This window comes from Streptomyces sp. NPDC056452, from assembly GCF_042796085.1.
Lineage (GTDB): Bacteria > Actinomycetota > Actinomycetes > Streptomycetales > Streptomycetaceae > Streptomyces.
In genome coordinates, this window is record NZ_JBHTRI010000010.1 from 131,867 (window position 1) to 148,384 (window position 16,518).

The following is a 16,518-nucleotide window of genomic DNA, read 5'->3' on the forward strand; positions in this document are numbered from 1 at the left end:
TCAGACGGAAGTTCAGATGGAAGGGAACGGTAGGTTGCTGAAAGTCGCCAGTCTTGTGAAGCGGTACGGCGAGGTGACGGCCCTCGCCGGCTTCGACCTCCAGGTGGAGGCCGGCGAGATCACCGGCCTGGTGGGGCACAACGGAGCGGGCAAGAGCACGTTCACCGAGATCGTGTCCGGGCTGATCCAGCCGGACTCCGGGACCGTACTCATCGGAGGGAAGCCGCCGGTCGACGCACGGTCCGCGGTGGGCGTGTCGCCCCAGCACATCGCGCTGTACCCGCCCACGACCGTGCGCGAGCACCTGCGGCTCTTCGGCGGGCTCGCCGGGCTGCGCCGGGCCGAGCTGACGTCCGTGATCGACGACCTGGTCTCCGCCCTCAAGCTCGGCGAGTTCCTCGACCGCCGCGTCGGCCTGCTCTCCGGCGGCCAGCAGCGCCGCACCCAGGCCGCGATCGCGCTGATCCACCGGCCCGCGCTGCTCCTGCTCGACGAGCCGACCGCGGGCGCCGACCCGGAGACCCGGCAGGCGCTGCTCGACATGGTCAAACAGCGCTCCGCCGAGGGCACGGCCGTCCTCTACATCACCCACTACCTGACCGAACTCACCGAACTCCAGGCGTCCATAGCCGTGGCCCGGCGAGGACGCGTCATCGCCCGGGGCAGCAGTGAGGAACTGCTCGGCGGACTGCCCGGCGAGGTGCGGGTCACCTTCGCGGACGAGGAGATCAAGGTGTTCACGACCGATCCGACGGCCACCCTGGTCGAACTGCTCAGGGACGCGCGACGGCCCGTCGAGTCCGTCGACATCCGCCACGCCAGCCTCGACGACCTCTACCGGTCCCTGGCGGTCGACGATGACTGAGTCCCTCCGCAGAACCGGCATCCTGATCAAGCACAACACCGTGCTGAGACTCCGCGACCCGGGGCAGCTGATCAGCTACATCGTCCTGCCGATGGTGCTGATGTCGGTCCTCAGGTCGCTGTACGTGGAGGCGCTCGACAGCGGGACCATGCAGGCGGTCACCGGTCCGCTGGTCATGTTCTCCGTCTTCGCCCTGTCGATCGTCGGCAACTCCATCCTGCTGGAGAGGGAGTGGCGCACCTGGGACCAGCTCCGTGCCAGCAGGTCGTCCCGCACGGAACTGCTGCTCGGCAAGACGGTGCCGGTCCTCGTGCTGCTGGTCTTCCAGCAGTTCGTCCTGCTGCTGTTCGGCTGCCTCGTCATCGGGCTGCCGCTGCCGGGCAACATGCTCGCCCTCGCGGCCGCGGTGACCATCTGGGGGTTCACCCTGCTGGCCATCGGCGCCGCGCTGGCCACGATCGTGCGCAGCCGGGGCGATCTGGCCCTGGTGTCGGACGTGGGCGCGATGGCGGTCAGCTCGATCGGCGGCGCGCTGGCCCCGGTGAGCCTGATGCCCGGATGGGCCCAGGCCATCGCGCCCTTCTCGCCGGGCTACTGGGCGATGGACCTGCTCCGCGCCGGACTCGAGGGCGACACCGGGGACATGGTGCGGCCGGCCCTGGTGTGCCTGGGCATCGGCCTGGCCGCCGGCGCGTTCGCGACCTCCCGCCTCGCTCGCGGCTGGGGCCGCAGCCACCTGCTGTGAGCCCGCAAGGGCCGGAGCCGTGCCACGGCGGGCGCGGCTTCGGCGCACACCCTTTGATGCTGTGAACCGAGCCCGTGAACGGGGAGATCACCATGACTGACGACACGACGTACGAGTCCGCGGTAGCGGTCATCGGCATGGCCGGGCGCTTCCCGGGCGCCGCCGATGTCGACGAGCTCTGGCGGAACCTCCTGGCGGGCGTCCCCGGGCTGCGCGACCTCACCGAGGAGGAACTGACCGCCGCGGGCGTCGAGCCGGAAGCGCTGGCCGACCCCCGCTACGTGCGGGTGGGCGGGCCCGTCGACGGGGTGGACCGGTTCGACGCGTCCCTCTTCGGGCTCAACCCCCGCGAGGCCGAGACGATGGACCCCCAGCACCGGCTGTTCCTCGAGTGCTCCTGGGAGGCCCTGGAGAGATCCGGCTACCCGCCGGTCGACCCCGCAGCCCAGGTCGGCGTCTTCGCCGGCTGCGGGTTCCCCGACTACATGCTCGACAACGTGGGGCACCTGACGAAGGAGCCCGGCGGCTCGATGGTGCTCGCCGTCGGCAACGAGCGGGACTCCCTGGCCACCTTCGTCTCCTACAAGCTCGGACTGCGCGGTCCGAGCCTCACCGTGCAGACCTTCTGCTCCACCTCCCTGGTCTCCGTCCACCTCGCCGCCCAGAGCCTGCTGACGTACGAATGCGACCTCGCCCTCGCCGGAGGCGTGTCGCTGCCCCTCCCGCAGACCACGGGGTACCTCTACGAGCCGGGCGGCATCCTCTCCCCGGACGGCGTCGTCCGCAGCTTCGACGAGGACGCCGCCGGCACCGTGATGGGGTCGGCGGCCGGTGTCGTGGTGCTCAAGCGGATGACCGACGCGATCGCCGACGGAGACCTGGTCCACGCCGTGATCCTCGGCACCGCCGTCAACAACGACGGCCGCGAACGCGTCGGGTACACCGCACCGGGAGTGGACGGTCAGGCCCGGGTCGTCGAGACCGCGCTCGCCGTCGCCGGCGTCAAGCCCGAGTCGATCGGCTACGTAGAGTGCCACGCCACCGGCACCCACCTCGGGGACTCCATCGAACTCGCGGCGATGAGCCGGGTGTTCGGCGCCGACACCGACGCCACCTGCGTGCTGGGTTCCCTGAAGCCGAGCGTGGGGCACCTGGACCGGGCGGCCGGCGTCGCGGGACTCATGCGCGCGGCGCTCAGCCTGCGCGAGGGAGTCCTTCCGGGCACCCCCGGCTACCGGACACCCAACCCGGCCCTGGCCGCAGCCGGGAACCGCTTCACCGTCCTGCCCGAGAACCGCCCCTGGCCCGAAGGGCCCGCGCCGCGCCGCGCCGGGGTCAGCTCCTTCGGCCTCGGCGGCACCAACGCCCATGTGGTGCTGGAGCAGGCGCCCGCCCGCGAGGACCGGCCCGCGTCCCCGGGACCCCACCTGCTGACCTTCTCGGCGGCCTCGCCGGACGCGCTCGACGCGCTCACCGACCGCCTGCGGCAGCACATCGCGGACCACCCCGAAGAGGACCTGGCCGACGTGGCCTTCACCCTCCAGGTCTCCCGGGGCCACCTCGCGCTCCGCCGGGCGCTGATCTGCCGCGACCACGCCGACGCGGTCGCCGCGCTGGGGGACCCCGGACGCTGGATCGACGGCTCCGTCCGGAGCCGTGATCCCCGGCTGCGCATAGCCGTACCCGACGATGTGCCGGAACCCTGGTGGTCCCGGCTCGCCCTCGCCGTCAGCGGGCTGCTCCCTCCGGTCACGGACTCCCGCCCGCCCGCGGCGACGGACCGCGCCGCGGCCCTGGCCGCCCTCGACGAGACGGTCACCCGGCTCGGCGGCCGGGTGGAGTTCACGGCGGGGGGCGACGCCGCCGGGGCCGCTTCCGCGGACCTGACGGCCGGTCCGGCCGCCCGGCCCGCAGAGGAGTTCGCCCTCGCGGTCGTCGCCGCTCTGTGGGAGGCGGGCGCCGTCATCGACTGGCCCGCACTGCACCGGGGCCGCGGCAGGAGAGTGGAACTGCCGGCCTACCCCTTCCGGCGCCGGCGGTACTGGGTGAACCCGTCGTCCGGGCAGCAGGACGCGGAGGGGCGCGTCGACGACACGGCGCGCTGGACGTACCGGCCGGTGTGGCGGCAGCGCCAGGTGGGCGGCGACACCGAACCGGACGCAGCGCTGCGGGCCGCGGGGCCGTGGCTGCTGTGCGTGGCGGAGGAGAGGGGCGAACGCCTCGTGGAGCGGCTCGTCCGGGCGGGGGCCGACGTCGTCGCCGTGCGTCCGGGCGACGGCTTCGCCGAGGAGGACAACGGGGACTTCACCGCCCGGCCCGGCCACCCGGGCGACCTGGCGGAGGTGCTGCGGGCCCACATGGTGGCCCCTCGCACCCTCGTCCACGGGTACAGCCTGGCCGCCGCCGACGGCCGGGGCACCGCCCACTTCGAGGCGGAGCAGGACCGCGGCTTCCACTCGGCGCTCGCCCTGGTCCGCGCGCTGGCGGAGAACCCGCTGCCCGGCCCGGCGGACCTCGTGCTGCTCACCTCCGGTGCCACCGGTGTCGTGGGCGCCGACCTGGTGCATCCGGAACACGCGTCGCTCGCCGCGCTCGCGCCCAGCCTGGCCCAGGAGAACCAGGGCCTCTCCTGCCGGCACGTCGACCTGGACCGCGACGCGGGACCCGCTGACATCGAACAGGTCCTCGCCTCGGTCGTGGGACCGCACGAGGGCCCGGTGGCCGTCCGCGGCGGCGAGGCCTGGGGCCGGCACTACGAACCGTGCCCGCTGCCCGCCCCCGAGGCCGAACGGCCGCTCGTCGGGCCGGAGGAGACCGTACTCATCACCGGCGGCCTCGGTGCCGTCGGCCTGACCCTGGCCCGCCACCTGACGGCCGCCCACGGGTGCCGGCTGGTGCTCACCGGCCGCGGCGGTCTGCCCCCGCGCGAGCGGTGGCAGGAGCACCTGGCAGCAGACGCGTCCGGCCGGACAGCCCGGCAGATCCGTGCCGTCCTCGACCTGGAGGAACAGGGCGCCGAGGTCCTGGTGATGGCGGCGGACGTGACCGACGAGGACCGGATGCGCGAGGTGGTGCGCACCGCGGTCGCCCGCTTCGGCGGGATCGACGTGGTCGTGCACGGCAGCGGCGCGCAGGACCCGGCCTTCTTCGGGCTGTCGAGCACGTCCGACCGGTCCGTCTGCGACGCCCACTTCCGCGCCAAGGTCCACGGATTCCACGTGCTCCAGTCCGTGCTGGGGGAGCAGGCCGCCGACCGCCGCATCACCCTGTCGTCGATCGCAGCCGTGCTCGGCGGGATCACCTTCGGCCCGTACGCGGCGGCGAACGCCGCCCTCGACGCCTACGCGCGAGCGGCCCGGCTGGCCGGCGAGGGCCGCTGGACCACCGTCGACTGGGACACCTGGTCGGCGGAGCGCGGGACCGGGCAGCCCGGAGCCCCCGGTACGTACGGGATGTCCCCCGGGGAGGGGGCGGAGGTATTCGAGCGGATCCTGGCGGCGGGGAGCCGGCACGCCCAGATCGTGGTCTCCACCGGGCCGTTGGAGCCCCGGCTGCGCCAGTGGGTCACCGGGGGGCCGGACGAGGGGACCCCGGTGGCGGACGACGGGGAGCGGCACCCGAGGCCGGAGCTCGCCACGTCGTACGCCGCGCCCGAATCGGAACTGGAGACCACGCTCGCCGACGTCTGGTCGGCGACCCTGCGGCTCGACCGGGTCGGCAGGAACGACAACTTCTTCGAACTCGGCGGTCACTCACTGATCGCGATCCAGGTGGCGACCCGGATGAGCGCGGCCCTGGCGATCCAGCTCCCGGTGCCTGCCCTGCTGGCCTACCCGACGGTCCGGGAACTCGCGGAGCTGATCGAGAGGGAGGGCGGGCAGTCCCCGGCCCGGTGAGACCCGCCGCCCGGGTACGGAGCCGGCCGGCACCGTACCCGGGCGGGAGGGCCGGTTCTCCCCGCGGGCCGAGCGGAATCAGACCCCGGCCGGGGCGGCGGTGGCCGCGATGTGGAGGCGCAGGATGTTGCTGGTGCCGTCCATGAACTCGAACGCGCACACGTCCCGCGACCACTTCTCCAGCAGCGGGTGCGTCAGCAACGAGCCGGGACCGAGCACGTCCGCCACCCGGCGGACGGTCCGGACCGCCAGATCCGTCGCGTGCAGCTTCGCCATGGACGGCGCCCGCAGCGCGTCCGGGGCATGGTCGGCCTCCGCCGCCGCGTCGTAGAGCAGCGACCGTGCGGCATCCAGCCGCTCGCCGAGCAGTTCGTGCCCCTCGTGCCCCGGGCGGTGCTCGCGCGCGTAGTCGTAGGCCGCGAACGCGACCCCCAGCGCCATCGCGGCGACCTGGAGCCGGGTCTGGTTGAACGCGCGGCTGAGGCCCCAGACACCCCTGCGGGAAGCACGGAGGTGACCGCCGAGCAGCATCTCGGGAGCGACGCGCATCCCGTCCAGGGACAGTTCGCTGAATTCGGCGGCCCGTAGCCCGACCATGTCCAGGGGCCGTGCGGTGAACCCCGGAGCCGGGCAGCGGACCAGCACGGCGCGGATGGACAGCGGCGACGGGCCGGTGCGGGCCAGCACGACGCCGACCGCGCCCCGCGAGCCGTTCGTGATGTACCTCTTGCTCCCGTGCAGGCGGTGGCCCCCGCCGTCCGGGTCCGGCAGGAGCCCGGTCTCCAGGGCCGTGGCGTCGCTGCCGTGACGAGGCTCCGACACGGCGCAGAACGACCAGGTCCTGCCGTCCTCCAGGGCCCGGTAGAAGACCTCGCGCTGCGCGTCGCTGCCCAGTGCCTCGACCACCAGGCCAGCCAGTGCGGGCCCGGTGTTCCCCACGACCAGTCCGGCGTCCCCCCGGGACAGCTCCAGGCTCGCGACGGCCCGTGAGAGGCATCCCTCGGACGGTGTCACGCCGGCCGCCGTCGAGGAACCGCGGTAGGCCTTCGGCGTACTGGCGAGACGTGCCATCCGCAGGACGGGCACATCGAGGTGGTCCGCCAGCTCCAGGGGGTTCGCGTCCACGGCCGCGCCGCGCGTGCGCAGCTCCGCGGCGGCCTCCCGGCACATGTCCCGTACAGCTCGCCGCTCGGCGTCGAGTTCCCGCATGCCACACCTTCCCGGTGGTTCAGAGTCCTGGGCCCGAAGCACGCGGCGGGCGCCGCGGCCGGTGGCCGCAGGGCGGTCCGCGCCGACACTTGACCGGCGCCGGAAACCACTGTCGAGGCGGGCGTCCCGCGGGGACACGGCGCGGCGGTGGCCGGTTCCGGACGCCCCTAACGGCCATCGCCGTGCCCTGCCGCTCGGGTACGGGGATCGCCAAAATCAGGGGACATCGGCCGGGGACGCCCGGCGACGGCGCTGTGACGGAGGCGTGAGACAAGTGCCCGCAGTGAAGAGTGCGGAACTCGGCTGGGCCCAGCGGTACATGTGGCTGAGGTATCACCGGATGTCCCCGGCCTCCCGGCACGACACCCACATCGTCTCGCACCACCCGCTGCCGCCCGGCGTCTCGCTGGCCGGGGTCCGGAAAGTCCTGAACTACCTGGTACGGCGCCACGAGGGCATGCGCACCGTGTACGACGCCGGGGCGGCGCCGGGGCCGCTGCAGAGGGTGCTGCCGCCCGCCCCGGTCGAGCTGCGCATCGTGACGACCGAGCAGGACGGCTCGGTCACCCCCGCGCAGGCCGTCGCGGAACTCACGGTCCCGGATTTCGACATGGCGCACGAACGCCCCTTCCGGGTGTGTCTGCTCACCGTCGGCGGAGAGCCCCGGACACTGGTCACCGCGTTCAGCCATGTCGCCTTCGACAACCGCAGCCTGGAGCTGTTCCGGTCCGAGTTCGAGGAGACGCTCACCGCGGCCGTGACGGGCCGCCCCGCCGCGCTGCCTCCGGTGTCCCACCAGCCGGTGGACCTGGCGGCGCGGGAGTCCGGACGTCCGGCGGCGGCGCGCGCGGCGTCCCTCGAACACTGGGAGAGCGAACTGCGGCAGCTGCCCGCCGACATGTTCGCGCGCCGGCGTACCCGGACCCCCGGAGTGACGGCCTCCTGGAGCGCCTCCCTGACCTCCCCCGCGATCTCCGACGCGGTCCGGGACCTCGTGCGACGCCACCACGTCTGGTCGTCCGAGGTGCACCTCGCCGCCTACACCATGCTCATGGCCGCCTACTGCGACGAGCCGGTCGTGGCCGTCCAGCGCTTCGTCAGCCAGCGTGAGCCGAGCGGGCATCCGTCCCTGCTCACCTGCATGTTCAGCCCGTCGCCGCTCCGGGTGGACGTGTCGGGCGACCCGGCCTTCGGCGAACTGCTGCAGCGGGTGTCCGAAGCGATCGAGGCGTCACGGCCGCACGGCTACGTCCCGTACGACGAGATCGTCGAGGCGTCCGCCCGGGAGAGCTTCCGGCGCGGCCAGCTCGTCCGGGCAGGCTCCCTGACCCCCGCGTCCGAGGTGAACTTCCTCACCGACCACTCCCGTTCCTGCGGGGTGAACCGCGCCCGCTTCGCCTGGAACCCACAACCGGTGGCCTGGTCGGGGTCCGGCACCGACACCTACCTCCGCTGCCAGGAGTGGCAGGACGGCACCACGCTCACCCTGCGCGCTCTCGACGCGGTCATGGACAGGGACGCCGTACGGCGCTTCATCGAGGGCTACGCGTGGCTCCTGGAGACCCAGCGGGACCCTTCGGCGGACGTCCGGGTCACGGACGTCGCACGGCGGGCGGCCTTCGCACCGGCCGCTTCCCGGCGCCTCGTGCGCGTCGGCCAGGACCTCGCCGACTGTGCGGAGACCGAAGCGGTGCTCACCGGCCATCCCGCCGTGCGCTCCGCACGGGTCGTACCGGCAGCGGAGTCCGGGAGCGGTGCCGGCGGCGGACTCGTCGCCGAGATCACGGCCCACGAGCCGGTCCCGCCCGCCGCACTGCGCGCCCATGTGCTCGCCGCGCTGCTGACGCGTCCCGGGGTGCGGTGCCCCGACGTGTTCCGGATCGCCGTCCCGTCGCCGCCGGCCGTGGGTTCACCGGCCGGTGGACCCACGGGTGGGCAGGCAGCGACGCGACTGCTCCTCGACCTGGTGGCACGGGTCAACGGGCTGACTGCGCCCGCCGCTTCGGAGAGCTATGTGACGGCCGGCGGACGGGTACTGCGCATCCCCCGGCTGCTCGGGGAGCTGCGCGCCGCCGGCTGGGACGGAGTCTCCTTCGACGACCTCTGCGGCGCGACGCCGCTGGCGGCCGTCGCCGGCCGGCTGACCCCCCGGCCCGCAGCCGCCGCCGGCCGCCCAGGGGCCAGCGGCCCGGCGGACGCGGCCCCGGCCGGGCGCGTGGCCGGCCGGTGACCGCGATCGAGGCCGTCTCCGCCTACCTGCCGCCCCAGCGGGTGCCCGTCTCGGAACTCGGACCCCGCCTCGGCGTGGACGCCGGCCAGATGCGCGTCTACCGACGGTTCTACGGTTTCGAGACCGTCTGCTACGACCCCGGAGCCTCACTCACCGACCTGCTCGTCGGCGCGGCCGACAAGGTGCTCGCGCGGAGCGAACGCGGCAGGGTGCGCTACCTGATCCACGCCCGGACCCTGCAACTCGTCGCCCCCCATCCGGCCAACCCGCTCCACGAGGTGCGGGACGCCCTCGGCCTCGACCACGCCGTGGCCTTCGCCGTCACCCAGCACGCCTGCGCCTCGGGCCTCCTCGCCCTGGAGACGGCCGGCCGGCTGCTGGCCTCGGACGGCGACCCCGACGCGCTGGCCCTGGTCCTCACGGGCGAGAAGGCGTTCACCGCCAGCGCGCAGATCATGCCGGACGTCGCGTTCATGGGGGAGGGAGCCGCGGCCGTGCTGGTACGGGCCGGCGGCGGCCGCGACCGGATGCTGGGGTACGCGACCCGCACGCACGGCCAGTTCAGCGCCGGGCAGCACCTGGGCCCCGAGCTCACCGCCGAGTACCGGAGCCTCTACCAGGACGCGTTCGCCGAGGTCGTCCTCGCCGCCGTCGGGACGGCCGGTGTCGCGCTCGCCGACGTCGCGCTCCTCCTGCCGCAGAACGTGAACAGGACGTCGTGGACGCGCCTGTGCCGGAAGCTCGGCTACCCCGTCGACCGGCTGCTGCTCGACAACCTGCCCGTCCTCGGCCACTGCTTCTGCGCCGACCCGTTCATCGCGTACGGGACGGCGCGGGAGCTCGGGCGGCTCAAGGAGGGCGATCTGTACCTGATGGCCGCGGTGGGACTGGGGGCCACCTTCTCCGCCATGGTCTTCCGCCACTAGCACCGTCCCGGCGCCGACTCACCGTCCGCCGAGGCCGCCCGTCGCGGCCCGGAACCGAAGGGAACCTGCTCCATGAGCGCATCCGACACCGGACCCGCCCTCGCGAACGAGGCCATGATCACCAGCGTCTCCACGGTCCTGGCCCGCGTCCTGCTGCGCGACGTCCACGAAATCAGCGCGGACACCCGGCTCTTCGAGGACCTGGGCCTGGACTCCACCGGCACGCTGGAACTCGTCATCGAGCTGGAGAACGAGCTCGGCATCGAGCTCGAAGTGGACTTCCTGGACCAGGAACACTTCGCCAGCGTCAGGTCGCTGGCCGACACACTGTCCGCCCAGGCCGACCGGTAGGCGCCTCGTGTACCGCGCGGGTCCCCCCGCCATCGCCGCGGTGCGGGCCGGCACCCGGACCCGCAGCCTGCCCGTGCGCCTCGTGGCCACGTCCGACCGGGAGTTCCGTGGCACCGAGCGGGACTACGGTCCGGAAGCCCACACCTATCTCGGCGCGGTGGCGGCGGGCTACGGAGTGACGTACGACCGGGACCTGCTCGCCGGCCGGCGCGCCACCTCGCTCACGGACATGGCGCTCCCGCTGCTGCGCGACGCCGAAGCACTGGGCAGCGGGCCGGGACCGGCGGGCGGAGCCGGGCCGGCGGGCAGGATCGGGCACATCCTGTTGGCGCACGCCGCCCCGGACTGCGACGCGCACCTCTCCGCGGCCTGCCACCTGGCCTACGTGGCACACGGCGATCCGCTGGTGTTCTCGCTCTCGGACCAGGGGACCACCGTGCCGTTCTCCGCCGTCCGGCTCATGGCCGAGTACCTGGGACGGGCCGACGGCGAACGGGGCCTGGTGCTCGTCCTCGATCCCGGAGTCCTGCCGTGGGCCGTGCCTCCCGGAACGCCGACGGCCGACCGGGACACCGCGGTCGGCCTTCTCCTCGAACCCGCCGACCCCTCGGACGGCCTTCTCCTGTGCCAGGCCGCCGTCCCGTCGGCCGCCGCGGCCCAGGAGGTGCTGACGGCTCATCTGGCCGAGGTGAGGGCCCGCTTCGGCGGGCCCGTCACCCTCGTCGCGGGCGACCGGCTCGTCTCCCCGGCCGTCTCCGCGGCCGTCGACGAACGGGTGGACGGGGACGTCGTGGGCCGGGTGTGCACCTCCGTCTGGTCGGTGCTGCACGAGCTGACCGCAGCGGATGCCGGCCGGACCCCGGGCCCCGGACACGGGGCGGGGGCCGTCGTCGTGGCCGCGTTCGACCCGGACCTCGGCTATGTGTGCGCGCTCGCGACGCCGAAGGCCCGCCGATGAGTCCGCCCGCCTTTCCCCGGGCCTCAGTGGAGCTCCGGGACACCGTCGGCCCAGGGGCCGCCGCGCACACGCCCGTCCCGCCGGCGCCGGGCCCGGACGCCGTGCACGTCTGGCACATTCCGTTGGACCACCCCCTCCACCGGACGGACCGGGCGCCGGAGTACCGGCTGGACCGCGCCGACCGTGACCGCGCCGACCTGCTGACGGATCCCGGCACGCGCCGCCGGTTCGTGCGGACCAGGGGCGCCGTCCGGCTGATCCTCGCCGCGTACACGGGCCTGCCGCCCGGCGGGTTGCGACTGCGGGCGGGAATCCACGGGAAACCGGAGCTCGTCGGGGCGCCGGGCGGACTGACCTTCAACGTGTCGCACTCCGGCGAGCTGGCGCTCCTGGCCGTCGCCCGCCACCGGGCGGTGGGCGTCGACGTGGAGCAGCCCCGCAGCGACCTGCCCGCGGCCCGGCTCGCCGAGCGGTTCTACCCGGTGGAGGAGCGGGCGTGGGTGTGCGAGCCCGGACTGACCGAGGACGAACGGGTACGGCGTTACGTCCGCCTCTGGACGCGCAAGGAGGCGTACGTCAAAGCCGCCGGAGGCCGCCTGGCCCAAGGACTGCACGTACCGGTCGGGCAGCTCCGGGAAACCGGCCGGGACCGGGCCGACGGCATCCGGGTCAGCGGGTTCGCCGGGCCCGCCACCGTGTACGACGTCCCCGTGCCGGACGGCCGGCTCGGCTCCGTCGCGGTGCGCGGCGCCGCCCCCTGCCCGCCCGTCGTGCACCTGTGGCCCGACGGCACGGAGGCAGGGGCGTCGTACGGGCGAGGAACGTCCGCATGATGTCCGGCCGGAAGCCCCCCAGGGAGCGCGGCTTCGAGGAAGAGGAAACGGAGAGGGCGATGACGAAACCCGATGAGACCGTGCCGCGGGACGGGGAGGGTGCGGGGCTGCTGGGCTGGTTCCTGCGCGGCCTGGCGCTGTCCCCCGACGGAGTGGCGCTGCGGGTCGGCCGCGCCGTGCGCACGTACCGCGAACTCGACCTGAGCGCCCGGACCGTGGCCGGGGAGCTGCTCGACCGCAGCCCGGGCACGACGCGCGTCGGCGTGCTCGCCCACCACAGCGAACAGGCCTACTCGGGGTTCCTGGCCGGCCTCTACGCGGGCGCGGCCGTGGTGCCGCTCCAGCCCGACTTCCCGGCGGAGCGGCTCCGCGCCATGATCTCCGCGGCCGCCGTCACCGCCCTCGTCGTGGACGACGCCGGAGCGGAGCGGCTGGATGAACTCGCCGAGGTACTCGACGGAATCGCCGTCGTGGAAGCGGCGACCGGGGCTGCGTCCCCGGTCGCCGGGCCGCCGCCCGCCGTCGCCGACCGGCCCGCCTACATCATGTTCACGTCCGGCTCGACGGGGCGGCCCAAGGGCGTCCCCATCTCGCACGCGAACATCGGGCACTATCTGTCGGTCGTCCACGAGCAGTTCGGCTTCACCGCCGACGACGTCTTCTCGCAGGCCAACAGCCTGACGTTCGATCTCGCCCTGTTCGACATGTTCGCGGCGTGGGGGTGCGGCGGAACCCTGGTGGCGGTCCCCGCGGGCGCCTACGTCCGGCTGGCCGACTTCATCACCCGGCACCGCCTCACCGTCTGGTTCTCGGCCCCCAGCGTCATCGCGACCGCCCGCCGGACGGGGAGCCTCAAGGGCGGTGCGCTGCCCACCCTGCGCCGCAGTCTCTTCTGCGGTGAGCCCCTCATGGTGGACGACGCCGAGGCATGGCTGGAGGCCGCCGACCTCTCGGCGCTGCACAACCTGTACGGCCCGACGGAGCTCACGGTGTCCTGTGCCACGCACACCTGGGACCCGGCCGCGTCCCGGGCCGCGGCCGTGAACGGCATCGTCCCGATCGGACGTCTCCATGCCGGGCTGCGCCACGTCCTGTTCGCACCGGACGGCGGCCCGCCGGAGACCGGGGAACTGTGCGTGAGCGGACCGCAGATGCTCGGCGGATACCTGGACCCGGCGGACGACGAAGGACGCTTCCTCCACGTCGACGGCGAGCGCTGGTACCGCACCGGCGACGTGGTCCGCCGACTGCCGGACGGCGAGTTCTGCTACCTGCGCCGCGACGACCAGCAGGTCAACATCGGCGGTGTACGGATCGAACTCCGCGAGGTCGAGTACGCGTTGCGCCGCTGCACGGGCGTGGACGGGGCGGTCGTCCTGGCCGTCGACGGCGTGCTGCTGGCCTATGTGACCGGTGGCGGCGATCCGGCGCCGCTCCGCGAGCAACTGGTGGGCATCCTGCCGAAGGCGCTGATCCCGCGCCGTATCGAACGGGTCGAGGCGCTGCCCCTGAACGGCAACGGGAAGATCGACCGGCGCGCGCTGACCGAACGGGCAGCCCAGAACGCCTAGACCCTCCCGTACGCCCGGCAGAGTCACGGCCTGCCGGGCGTACGGGGCGTACGGGATGTCAGCGCGCGGCGTCGGTCGTGCCGCCGGGGCGGCCGGACCTGTGCCAGGTGCCGTCCGCGCCGGGCGGGGAGACCGTGAAGGTCATGTCCGCCGCCGCGACGAGGCGTTCCGTCAGGGCGTCACCGAGCAGCGCGCCCGGCGTCCACATGCCGCCGTTCGGGCCGGGGCGGCCGTCCACGAGGCAGTCCGCCACGCCGACCGCCATCCGGGCCGCGGACCGGTATCCGGGGTCCCCGGTGCCGGCGACCGTCGCGTACAGACGGCGGTCGCCGGCGTGCCCGGTGAGCGACAGCCGGTACGCGGCCTCCGGGTGGTTGCGGTCGGCGCCGGCGGTGACGGTGCCGACGCCGTCCGCCGTGCCGCCCAGAGCACGGGCGAGGGACCGCGCGGCCGCCCGTCCGTCCGGTCCGGGGCCGGCGATCACCGTCTCGTCGTACACGAAGTCCGTACCCCACGCGTGGTCCCGCAGGGCGTTGGAGCGGTGCAGGACACGGGTGTTCACCCCCGCCATGGCCCAGGGCGCTGTCCAGAGCTCCAGCTCCCCGTCGAAGCGGGGGCGCACGGCGGGCGTGTGCGCCGGGCCGCGGAAACCGGGGGCCAGCAGGAAAGGGCCTTCCGCGTCCGGCTGTCCGGAGGCCGCGGCGGCCGCCGCGGAGTCACGGAGCGAGGCCACCGTCCCCGGCGAGAAGCCCTCGGAGCGGATGAACTCGATGCGGCAGTCGACCCGCGGCAGCGGCACGCCCCATCTGCGCAGGGCCGCGTCCTGGAGCACCTGCACGCCCGTCTCCATCGGCAGGGAGTCGAAACCGCACGAGAAGACGATCCGCGCACCGCTGAGCCGCGCCTGCTCCTGGAACCGGTCGATCATGCGGCGCATCCACAGCGGTTCGCCGTTCAGGTCCACATAGTCGGTGCCGGTCATCGCGCACGCCTCGACGAGCGGGGAGCCGTACAGCCGGTACGGTCCGACGGCGCTGAGGACGACTCCGGCCCGCCCGGCCAGCGCGCGCATCGCGGCGGTGTCCCGCGCGTCGGCGACGATCACCGCGTTCCCGGCCGGCGCGCCCAGCTCCTCGCGGAGCGCGTGCAGCGCAGCTTCGTCGCGGCCGCCGATCGCCCAGCGGAGTCCGGGTCTGCTCGCGAGTGCCTCGGCGGCGAAGCGGCCCGCGTGCCCGGTCGCTCCCCAGAGGATCAGGTCGAACTCGGGGCCGGGAAGCGCGCGGTCGGCCGCTGCCACCGGATCACAGCTCCCGGAGGAGCTGCGCCGCGGCCTCCTTGCCGGAGACGTGCCCCGACTCGTGGAAGCCGAGCTTGTCCAGCTCGGTCTCCTTGACGTGGAAGTAGGAGCCGCAGAGCTTCAGCCGGGTGCCCTCGTTGAGCCGGTAGATGTCCTTCTGGACCTCCCACACGCTGTTGTCGATGATCGGGTGCGTGTAGCGGAACTCCGCGATCACCGAGGCCGGGTCGATGTCGGCCGGGTAGTCGAGCGTGACGAAGTAGTCCTTCTCGGACGTGAAGTCGTGCAGCATGTTCGAGTAGTAGGTGACGTACGTGCGGGCGGCGCCGTCGACCGTGACCTTGCCGTAGTTCCACGCCTCCCAGCGGGACCGCTCGGGCGGCAGCAGGGACGCGTCGGTGTGCACGACGATGGGCGAGGCGTTGTAGCGGACCGCGGCCAGGACGTGCTTCTGGCGCTCGCTCGGGTTGGTGATCATCGCGAGGGCCTCGTCGGCGTGGGTACCCACCACGACGTAGTCGAATCGCTCCGATCCCTGGTCGGTGGTCACCACGACGTGGTCGCTCTCCTGCCGGATCCCGGTCACCGGCTCGCCGGTGCGGAGCTCGGGGCCGATGGCGGCCACCGCCTTGCGGACGTAGGAGATCGAACCGCCGCTGACGGTGCGCCAGTCGACGTGACCGCCGCCCAGCCCCTCCTCCCCGTGGCTCACGAAGAAGCCGATCGTGGTCCGGGCGGGCATCTCCCAGACCAGCTCGGCCGGCACCGACCAGACGGCGGAGATCAGCAGGATCATGTACGAGTGGCGGAACTCCTGGCTGTATCCGCCGCGGTCCAGGTACTCGCCCAGCGGGACGTCGGAACGCCTGCGGTAGTAGTCCCGCCGGCCCTCGGCGCGGAAGCGCCTGGCCTCGCGCCAGATGTTCAGGAACTCCGGGGAGAAGCGGGCCGCCACTTCCTCCTCCTCGAGGCCCAGTTCGGCGGTTCCGTAGACCAGGCCGGTGTCCTGGTCGTAGAAGTTGAACGCGCCGCGGTGCACGACCGCTTCGACGCCGAGTTCCTCGAGGAACGCGCAGAGGTTCGGGTAGTCGCGGGGGTTGAACACGGCGAATCCCGAATCGATGCCGAGCGTCCGGCCGTCGTCCTGGACCTCGACCGTGTTGGCGTGACCGCCGAGGCGGTCGTTCGCCTCGAAGAGCGTGATCCGGGCCCGCTCGCGAAGGGCGTAGGCGGCGGAGATTCCGGCCACTCCGGCGCCGACGACGGCGACGCGGGGTTTGCTGGGCTGCATGGTCTGGTCCTTCGTGGTCGGTGCCTGCGGGCGGGGTTGACCGGAGAACGGCACACGCGGGACAGGGGCGACGTGCCGGAGGGCGGGCCCGGGGCGCACACCACACCGATCGGGAACCGAGCCTGTGCGGGGCCCGCCGTGGAGTCCAGAGGGGCCCGGCGGCCACTTCCGGCCACCGATTGTGGCCACCGGTACGGCCGTTGACCGGGTGAGGGGCCCGTTCAAGACTGACCACGCTTTTCTGTTCCTCATTCGAACGGTAACTCGATTCTCCAGGGCGTGAACCGGATTCCCGTGTCACCCAGACGAGCGGAACTTCACGTGGTCAAGGTCAAGAACGAGCGTG

The 16,518-nt window shown here is 73.5% G+C and carries 12 protein-coding genes; 9 read left to right on the forward strand and 3 right to left on the reverse strand.

Annotated features, from left to right (window positions below; translation table 11 throughout):
• The first annotated feature begins 34 nt into the window (after nt 1-34).
• The 3 genes from ACFQ6X_RS12830 (at nt 35) to ACFQ6X_RS12840 (ending at nt 5,506) form a co-directional block, all read left to right on the forward strand.
• A complete protein-coding gene (locus tag ACFQ6X_RS12830) occupies nt 35-865 on the forward strand; it encodes an ABC transporter ATP-binding protein (protein ID WP_383180210.1) in 831 nt (276 codons plus the stop codon).
• Nucleotides 858-1,610 (forward strand): ABC transporter permease, encoded by a 753-nt coding sequence (locus ACFQ6X_RS12835; RefSeq protein ID WP_383180213.1) that lies wholly within the window; start codon nt 858-860, stop codon nt 1,608-1,610. The genes ACFQ6X_RS12830 and ACFQ6X_RS12835 overlap by 8 nt, the downstream gene beginning before the upstream one ends.
• A gap of 92 nt (nt 1,611-1,702) precedes the next feature.
• Nucleotides 1,703-5,506: an SDR family NAD(P)-dependent oxidoreductase gene (locus ACFQ6X_RS12840; RefSeq protein ID WP_383180216.1), complete on the forward strand. Its 3,804-nt coding sequence runs from the start codon at nt 1,703-1,705 to the stop codon at nt 5,504-5,506.
• A gap of 78 nt (nt 5,507-5,584) precedes the next feature.
• Here ACFQ6X_RS12840 and ACFQ6X_RS12845 read toward each other — a convergent pair whose 3' ends face one another.
• Nucleotides 5,585-6,715: an acyl-CoA dehydrogenase family protein gene (locus ACFQ6X_RS12845; RefSeq protein WP_383180219.1), complete on the reverse strand. Its 1,131-nt coding sequence runs from the start codon at nt 6,713-6,715 to the stop codon at nt 5,585-5,587.
• A 274-nt stretch (nt 6,716-6,989) separates the two neighbouring features.
• Here ACFQ6X_RS12845 and ACFQ6X_RS12850 point away from each other — a divergent pair, with 274 nt between their 5' ends.
• The 6 genes from ACFQ6X_RS12850 to ACFQ6X_RS12875 all read left to right on the forward strand — a co-directional run bounded on the left by ACFQ6X_RS12850 (nt 6,990) and on the right by ACFQ6X_RS12875 (nt 13,584).
• Nucleotides 6,990-8,945 carry a condensation domain-containing protein gene (locus ACFQ6X_RS12850; protein WP_383180222.1) on the forward strand — a complete coding sequence of 652 codons (1,956 nt, stop codon included), beginning with the start codon at nt 6,990-6,992 and terminating at the stop codon, nt 8,943-8,945.
• Nucleotides 8,942-9,871, forward strand: coding sequence for a 3-oxoacyl-[acyl-carrier-protein] synthase III C-terminal domain-containing protein (locus tag ACFQ6X_RS12855; protein ID WP_383180225.1), 930 nt, complete (start codon nt 8,942-8,944; stop codon nt 9,869-9,871). The genes ACFQ6X_RS12850 and ACFQ6X_RS12855 overlap by 4 nt, the downstream gene beginning before the upstream one ends.
• A gap of 72 nt (nt 9,872-9,943) precedes the next feature.
• Nucleotides 9,944-10,222 carry an acyl carrier protein gene (locus ACFQ6X_RS12860; RefSeq protein WP_383180228.1) on the forward strand — a complete coding sequence of 93 codons (279 nt, stop codon included), beginning with the start codon at nt 9,944-9,946 and terminating at the stop codon, nt 10,220-10,222.
• A gap of 7 nt (nt 10,223-10,229) precedes the next feature.
• Nucleotides 10,230-11,180: a hypothetical protein gene (locus tag ACFQ6X_RS12865; RefSeq protein ID WP_383180231.1), complete on the forward strand. Its 951-nt coding sequence runs from the start codon at nt 10,230-10,232 to the stop codon at nt 11,178-11,180.
• On the forward strand, nt 11,177-12,013 hold the full coding sequence (locus tag ACFQ6X_RS12870; protein WP_383180234.1) for a 4'-phosphopantetheinyl transferase family protein: 837 nt from the start codon (nt 11,177-11,179) through the stop codon (nt 12,011-12,013). The genes ACFQ6X_RS12865 and ACFQ6X_RS12870 overlap by 4 nt, the downstream gene beginning before the upstream one ends.
• Nucleotides 12,014-12,072: 59 nt before the next feature.
• Nucleotides 12,073-13,584, forward strand: a complete 1,512-nt coding sequence (locus ACFQ6X_RS12875; RefSeq protein ID WP_383180237.1) for an AMP-binding protein — start codon at nt 12,073-12,075, stop codon at nt 13,582-13,584.
• A gap of 58 nt (nt 13,585-13,642) precedes the next feature.
• Here the strand turns inward: ACFQ6X_RS12875 and ACFQ6X_RS12880 are convergent, their stop codons facing one another.
• The gene (locus ACFQ6X_RS12880) at nt 13,643-14,881 is read right to left on the reverse strand and encodes a saccharopine dehydrogenase family protein (protein ID WP_383180240.1); all 1,239 of its coding nucleotides are present in this window, start codon (nt 14,879-14,881) and stop codon (nt 13,643-13,645) included.
• A 4-nt stretch (nt 14,882-14,885) separates the two neighbouring features.
• On the reverse strand, nt 14,886-16,172 hold the full coding sequence (locus tag ACFQ6X_RS12885; protein WP_383180243.1) for an NAD(P)/FAD-dependent oxidoreductase: 1,287 nt from the start codon (nt 16,170-16,172) through the stop codon (nt 14,886-14,888).
• Nucleotides 16,173-16,518 lie beyond the last annotated feature (346 nt).

What these genes read in the sequence shown, in the direction of transcription:
- ACFQ6X_RS12845 (WP_383180219.1), bottom strand. Translation starts at nt 6,715, where the DNA reads ATGCGGGAACTCGACGCCGAGCGGCGAGCTGTACGGGACATGTGCCGG.
- ACFQ6X_RS12860 (WP_383180228.1), top strand. Translation starts at nt 9,944, where the DNA reads ATGAGCGCATCCGACACCGGACCCGCCCTCGCGAACGAGGCCATGATC.
- ACFQ6X_RS12885 (WP_383180243.1), bottom strand. Translation starts at nt 16,172, where the DNA reads ATGCAGCCCAGCAAACCCCGCGTCGCCGTCGTCGGCGCCGGAGTGGCC.
- ACFQ6X_RS12875 (WP_383180237.1), top strand. Translation starts at nt 12,073, where the DNA reads ATGACGAAACCCGATGAGACCGTGCCGCGGGACGGGGAGGGTGCGGGG.
- ACFQ6X_RS12870 (WP_383180234.1), top strand. Translation starts at nt 11,177, where the DNA reads ATGAGTCCGCCCGCCTTTCCCCGGGCCTCAGTGGAGCTCCGGGACACC.
- ACFQ6X_RS12835 (WP_383180213.1), top strand. Translation starts at nt 858, where the DNA reads ATGACTGAGTCCCTCCGCAGAACCGGCATCCTGATCAAGCACAACACC.
- ACFQ6X_RS12840 (WP_383180216.1), top strand. Translation starts at nt 1,703, where the DNA reads ATGACTGACGACACGACGTACGAGTCCGCGGTAGCGGTCATCGGCATG.